Raw genomic sequence first — 5226 nt, 5'->3', positions numbered from 1 at the left:
CAGCGGCAGCCCGAGCCGCCGAGCGGTGTCGAGGCCCGGCTCAACCGGTTCATCTCCGGCACCGCGGCTCCAGGCGCGCCCCATCAGGCGAAGAACCCGCCGCACGACACCGACGCCCCGCCGGGGCGCGGCGACGGCCCGCCGGCCGAGGCGTATGCGAGTGAGTTGCCGGACCTGTCCGGTCCGCTGCCGCGAGGCCCGCAGCGCAAGCCGCCGGCCGATCGCACATCGGAGGCCTCGACCACGGCGGGGTCCGCCCGCTCGTCGGCTCCGGAAAACCGGGAGGGCCGCGACACCCGCGAGAACCGCACGCAGGTGACCCGCCGACCGCGCGGTCCGGTGCGGGCCAGTATGCAGATCCGCCGGATCGACCCCTGGAGCACGCTGAAGGTGTCCCTGCTGCTGTCCGTCGCGCTGTTCTTCGTCTGGATGATCGCCGTTGCGTTCCTCTACCTGGTCCTCGGCGGTATGGGCGTGTGGTCGAAGCTGAACAGCAACGTCGGCGACCTGCTCAACAACACCAGCGGCAGCAGCGGCGAACTCGTCTCCAGCGGCACCATCTTCGGTGGCGCGGTGTTGATCGGCCTGGTCAACATCGTGTTGCTGACCGCGATGGCCACCATCGCCGCGTTCGTCTACAACCTGACCACCGATTTGATCGGCGGTATCGAAGTGACGCTGGCGGACCGCGACTGACTCCGGGCGGTGACGATCCGCTTCGCCCGGCTGTGCGGCGCTCGCGATCGCCACTAGTGTTTTGGGGGTGGGGCGCCGATTGCGGTAATCTCGTCGCTCGGCCGTACCGCGAGTACGGGCCTATAGCTCAGGCGGTTAGAGCGCTTCGCTGATAACGAAGAGGTCGGAGGTTCGAGTCCTCCTAGGCCCACAACCATGTGCCCGTCAAGACGTTGTGTAAGACTTGCCCTGCCAATCATGCTGATCGCTGTGGTGGTGGCGGCGGCGCGGTACCGGCGCGGGGTCGAGGTCTGGCACGTGGCGGTGGACGACACGTCCGGTCAGCCACCCAGTCACGTCGAGGGGCCTTAGCTCAGTTGGTAGAGCACCGCCTTTGCAAGGCGGGTGTCAGGGGTTCGATTCCCCTAGGCTCCACAAGTAAAGCGCCAGCTAGACGGCGTTTTGATGGAGATCTAGTACTGTACTAAAACTCCCCGTGGACACATTTTGGCCACAATCGCGAGTTAATAACGCGTTGATGGCTACGCCGACAGCCTCGACATCCGACCCGTACAGGTGGCCGTAGCGGTCCAGCGTCAAGCCCGCAGACTCATGCCGAGCATGTTCTGCAGGGCCTTGATGTTCGCACCGGCCAGGATCGCCAGGGACGCTGCGGTGTGCCGCAACTCGTGGAGCTTGAAGTCATACACTACGGCCTGATTCCCGGCCGCATCCGTCACGGTCTGCAGGAACAACTGCGCCGTTGCCACGGCCTGCGACCACCACCGGCGTCGGCGGCGTGGGTGGCCCGGCCCCTGGTTGTCGGTGCGGGGGCTTACTGTCCTGGCTATGAAGCTCTCCGAGTCTGCGGGCTACTGGCGTGAGATCGGCATCCACACTCACCACCGTCTTAGTCTGGGCAGCCCGCGGAGTGTGCAGCTGCAGGTCGCGGCTCTCGTCGGTGATCACAGCATCGTTGCGTCGTGGTCCGCGTACACGTCTAGCGGGCCGAGCCGGTGGGCTGTCGTTGCTGTCACTGACGACGGGCGGCTGATTCACGTGGAGATGGAGTTTGATGTCGCGGAGTACGACCGTGACGCGGAGGCTCAGCTTCATCGGCAGCGCCAACAGGTGACCGTAGTCGTCCACGATGCGTCAGCTCGTCGGTTGAGCGAGGCCGTTAGCCTCTCGTTTGGAGGGGTGTCTCAGCGGTTTGACAGGTTTGACAGACCGTCACGCGATCAAGTCGATGTCAGCGACGTTCGCCTGCGGTTCCCCGATGGCAGTGAGATTGATCTAGGGATAGACCAATCAAGCATCCACGATTCTGACGACCGCGCCCGGTCCGACGAGCTTATTCAGGCGATACGCTCCCACGCCGGCCTGTGAACGACCCGACCCAGGGCTGTGGCTGAGATAAACTCAAGCCTAGGGATAGGTGCACAGGACTGTGGGTGGGTTCGGCGTGCATAACGGCGCGATGGAGGGGGCGCAGCCCATTACCGGCAGTGAGAAGCCGACCGTCAGAATCAGCGCCAACGTGAGCTTCTTTCCCCTGGTCATGGACTGAAAGTGTACGGTCGCCGCGCCGGTGCGGGTGCCCGTTTCCGCCGATTACCTTCGGTCAGGCGGAGAGTATTGAGGGACCGGGCCGCCCCAGGAGAGCAGACGGCGACCCGATCAATAGTTTGGACGCGGACTAGGCTAGGTGGGTTCGGTTCCGCAAACCGTAAGCGTGGGCGGCCCGCGGCGGATACGTTGTGGGCTTCGGGCAGTCGTGTTTCCTTCGGCGGATATCGGAGTCGACTTATGCCTCGTATCGGCACACTTCTCGCTGCCACGGTCATCGCCTGCAGCGCCACTGCGGCAACAGTAGTCGCCGCCCCCGCTCACGCCGATGAAAACTCGTACCTGGCGGACCTGCAGGCTCGTGGTGTGCCGTTCCTGATCCCGGCAAAAGCTGTGAGCGACGGTTATCGGGTGTGCAGCGAGATCCGCGCGGGCGAGTCACCGCAGACAGCGGCCCAGACCTTCGGCATCTATTACAACGCGCTCGGGCCGACGATCGTCGACATCGCCCAACACGATCTCTGCCCTGACACTCTGCATTGAGTCAGATGGGCCGGCAGCCATGCTTAGGCCGCGCGGGCATCCGTGCTTCGAGTTGCTTGACCGTCTCGAAGAGCGTCTTGATGACGAACGACGAGGTGTCAGGGTCCGGGGCTTTGGCCTGATCCCGCACGACGGTCGGCAGGGGGAGGCCGCCGGGCGGACCCCACCAGCGGTCAAGTTACGATTCCGAACCCGCAGCGCGAGCATGCGTATCCAGTGAGTTGTCGTGGTTGAGTTACACGGCATGGAGTATCAAGCCGCTGTTCCCGGATGGTGTGAGGCCAGTTCCGCGGCCCACTTCCAGGCAAGACCTGTATTTCGCTGTTAATCGTCGCCGCTTGCTTCGTCTGAGTTGATGTCACGGACACCCGCTCGTGTTCTTTGCGAATTTTCCGCGGCAAGCAACGCAGCCGCATACCCGGGTACCTGCCGCATTCTGTCTAGGAATTCACCGACGGCGGTGTCGATTGTTTCCTGGAGATTGGCGCTGCCGATAAAGGGCCCGGCCATCTGCAGTTCAAAGCGTTGACGCGCGGTCGCCCGATAGCCGGTGTTCTGTCCGCGGTCTGGGTTGGGCTTGGGCCCACGTCGGTGTGCCTGCGGCGACATGTCCCCACCTCCCTCTAGACTCTAACTCGGAAACAAAGTTTCCAAGTTAGGCCGGTGGGTGAACTGTTTCAGGCGCTGTCAGACCCCGTGGATACTGTGCCGAACGAAGGTTCGATATATACGGCGCCGATCGGGAGGTGGCATAGTGGAACGCATTCCTCCGTTCGAATCGTGTGGCGAGCGGGTATCGCTTACGGTGGGCAGCAGTCCCTTGGTCGGGGGCCCAAGATGAGGAGTACACCTATGAACGCAGTGTTGGCGCCTGCCAGGACCCCGGCGCTGGCTCACTTTCCCGACTCGATTGCTGACCTACCTCAGCCGCACCGGGTCTTGTTGGCGTTGGTGGTCGCTCACCGCGATGCCGCGGGTGGGGTCATCCCATGGCACCAGTTGCTCAACAACGCCGTGGTCGCCATCTCGAGCCCCGATCTACTCCCGGCGGCCCGGTCGCTGGTCGATAGCAACAACATTCTGCGGACCGTGAAATCAGTTGTCGGCGACCTACTCGACTACGACTTGCTGACAGCCACTGACGAGGGCCTTGACCTCTCTGCCCGTGCAGACCAGGCCCGGCATGGGTGGAATGGCGAGTTCACTGAACTGACGCAAGGCGCGAAAGAAGTACTGGCGCACGCCAGAGAATGATCTCCGACGATATTGAGACCGACCTGTAATGCGGTCGAGTGTTCTTGCTCACTCAGGAATCGCAGCGCGGTACTGTCCCAGTCGTGATTGCGGATTACTCGGACGCCGACCTTCGGCAGCAGGGTCTCGACAAACGTCAAGGCACGGATAAGCTCGACCCGCGCTCGGCCTTTAATCACGACCGGGACCGAATTCTGTACTCTCGCGGATTCGCGGCGCTCGCCGGGAAGACCCAGGTAGTCGCCAGCACCGAATCGGGTGGTTTCCACACACGGCTCACGCACAGTCTCAAAGTGGAGCAGCTCGGCCGCCGGATCACCGAAATGCTCAATACCTTCACGCACCGACCCGGTCCCGACCCCGACCTCGTCAGCGCGGCTTGCCTGGCTCACGACGTCGGGCACCCGCCTTTCGGACACGCGGGTGAAGCCGCGCTGCACGACACCTACTGTGAACTCGCCGCGGCCCAGTTAGCCGCCGATCAAAAAGCCGCCCAAGACGCCCCCGCCGACCGGGCCCCCGGACAACCAGAAGCCCCCAAACCAGGACTCGCGGCCGCCGACACCGGAGCGGCGATAACAGACAGCTTCGAAGGTAATGCTCAGAACCTTCGCATTTTGAGCTACATGGAGTGCCGGAAAACGCAGTCGCACCGAGGTCTCCATCTCACCCGTGCAACGCTGGACGCCTGCATCAAGTATCCGTGGCCCCGTCAGGCGCCACCAAAGGATGGTTCCGAACTGGATCGAAGCAAGAAGTTCGGCATTTACCGCGAGGACCAAGCTGTCGCTGACTGGATCTATCCCGCCGGTCTGCCGACGACTCGACCGGTCGAAGAGCAAATTATGGACTGGGCCGATGACGTGACCTTTGCCTGCCACGACGTAGAGGACTTCTACCGGGGCGGCCTTATCCCGGTCGGCACGCTTCTTGACTTCCGAGGTGGACCGTGGGGCCAGCTGTCGCTCGCAAATCAGGCATCGCCCGAACTCGCACGGTTCCTCCAATTCGTCGAAGTCAAGTGGACCAAAAAGCACAAGCCGTTTGACCGCGAACAGGCCGTGGGCGCGATGAAAAAGCTCGTCGAAGTGATCCAGCCCGGAGGGCCCTACCTCGGCCTGCAGGACGACAAAAGGCTGCTGAATTCCGCGGTCAGCGGCCTGATTCGCTATTTCCTCAAAGGTC

The 5226-nt window shown here is 63.1% G+C and carries 7 protein-coding genes and 2 tRNA genes; 7 read left to right on the top strand and 2 right to left on the bottom strand.

Annotated features, from left to right (window positions below; genetic code table 11):
- From HMPREF0591_RS03425 to HMPREF0591_RS03415, 3 genes are all read left to right on the top strand, one after another.
- Positions 1-696: DUF3566 domain-containing protein (locus HMPREF0591_RS03425; RefSeq protein WP_007167017.1), on the top strand; the 696-nt coding region annotated here is incomplete at its 5' end.
- Positions 697-812: 116 nt separating this feature from the next.
- Positions 813-886: transfer RNA gene (locus tag HMPREF0591_RS03420), tRNA-Ile, on the top strand.
- 151 nt (positions 887-1037) lie between these two features.
- Positions 1038-1110 (top strand) — tRNA-Ala (locus HMPREF0591_RS03415).
- A gap of 161 nt (positions 1111-1271) precedes the next feature.
- Here HMPREF0591_RS03415 and HMPREF0591_RS34535 read toward each other — a convergent pair.
- A complete protein-coding gene (locus HMPREF0591_RS34535; RefSeq protein ID WP_007167015.1) occupies positions 1272-1445 on the bottom strand; it encodes a site-specific integrase in 174 nt (57 codons plus the stop codon).
- Between the two features lie 79 nt (positions 1446-1524).
- Here HMPREF0591_RS34535 and HMPREF0591_RS03410 point away from each other — a divergent pair, with 79 nt between their 5' ends.
- The gene (locus HMPREF0591_RS03410) at positions 1525-2064 is read left to right on the top strand and encodes a hypothetical protein (protein WP_007167014.1); all 540 of its coding nucleotides are present in this window, start codon (positions 1525-1527) and stop codon (positions 2062-2064) included.
- A 420-nt stretch (positions 2065-2484) separates the two neighbouring features.
- Complete coding sequence (locus tag HMPREF0591_RS03405; protein WP_007167012.1) at positions 2485-2787, top strand: DUF732 domain-containing protein; 303 nt, start codon at positions 2485-2487, stop codon at positions 2785-2787.
- A 324-nt stretch (positions 2788-3111) separates the two neighbouring features.
- Here HMPREF0591_RS03405 and HMPREF0591_RS32090 read toward each other — a convergent pair whose 3' ends face one another.
- A complete protein-coding gene (locus HMPREF0591_RS32090; RefSeq protein ID WP_007167010.1) occupies positions 3112-3396 on the bottom strand; it encodes a hypothetical protein in 285 nt (94 codons plus the stop codon).
- A 243-nt stretch (positions 3397-3639) separates the two neighbouring features.
- Here HMPREF0591_RS32090 and HMPREF0591_RS03400 point away from each other — a divergent pair, with 243 nt between their 5' ends.
- Both HMPREF0591_RS03400 and dgt read left to right on the top strand, forming a co-directional pair.
- Positions 3640-4041, top strand: a complete 402-nt coding sequence (locus HMPREF0591_RS03400; protein ID WP_007167009.1) for a hypothetical protein — start codon at positions 3640-3642, stop codon at positions 4039-4041.
- A gap of 83 nt (positions 4042-4124) precedes the next feature.
- Positions 4125-5226, top strand: a 1102-nt coding sequence (dgt, locus tag HMPREF0591_RS30230) for a dGTP triphosphohydrolase (RefSeq protein ID WP_208857732.1), incomplete at its 3' end; no start/stop codon positions are given.

Origin of the sequence: Mycobacterium parascrofulaceum ATCC BAA-614 (assembly GCF_000164135.1) — a bacterium.
In the GTDB taxonomy this organism is placed as follows: domain Bacteria; phylum Actinomycetota; class Actinomycetes; order Mycobacteriales; family Mycobacteriaceae; genus Mycobacterium; species Mycobacterium parascrofulaceum.
The sequence above is the reverse complement of the archived record's forward strand: the minus strand, read 5'-3'. Positions and strand labels throughout refer to the sequence as shown.

Bases quoted from the DNA above. Each gene is read 5' to 3' on its own strand.
- HMPREF0591_RS03410 (WP_007167014.1), top strand. From the start codon at position 1,525: ATGAAGCTCTCCGAGTCTGCGGGCTACTGGCGTGAGATCGGCATCCAC.
- HMPREF0591_RS03405 (WP_007167012.1), top strand. From the start codon at position 2,485: ATGCCTCGTATCGGCACACTTCTCGCTGCCACGGTCATCGCCTGCAGC.
- HMPREF0591_RS32090 (WP_007167010.1), bottom strand. From the start codon at position 3,396: ATGTCGCCGCAGGCACACCGACGTGGGCCCAAGCCCAACCCAGACCGC.
- HMPREF0591_RS03400 (WP_007167009.1), top strand. From the start codon at position 3,640: ATGAACGCAGTGTTGGCGCCTGCCAGGACCCCGGCGCTGGCTCACTTT.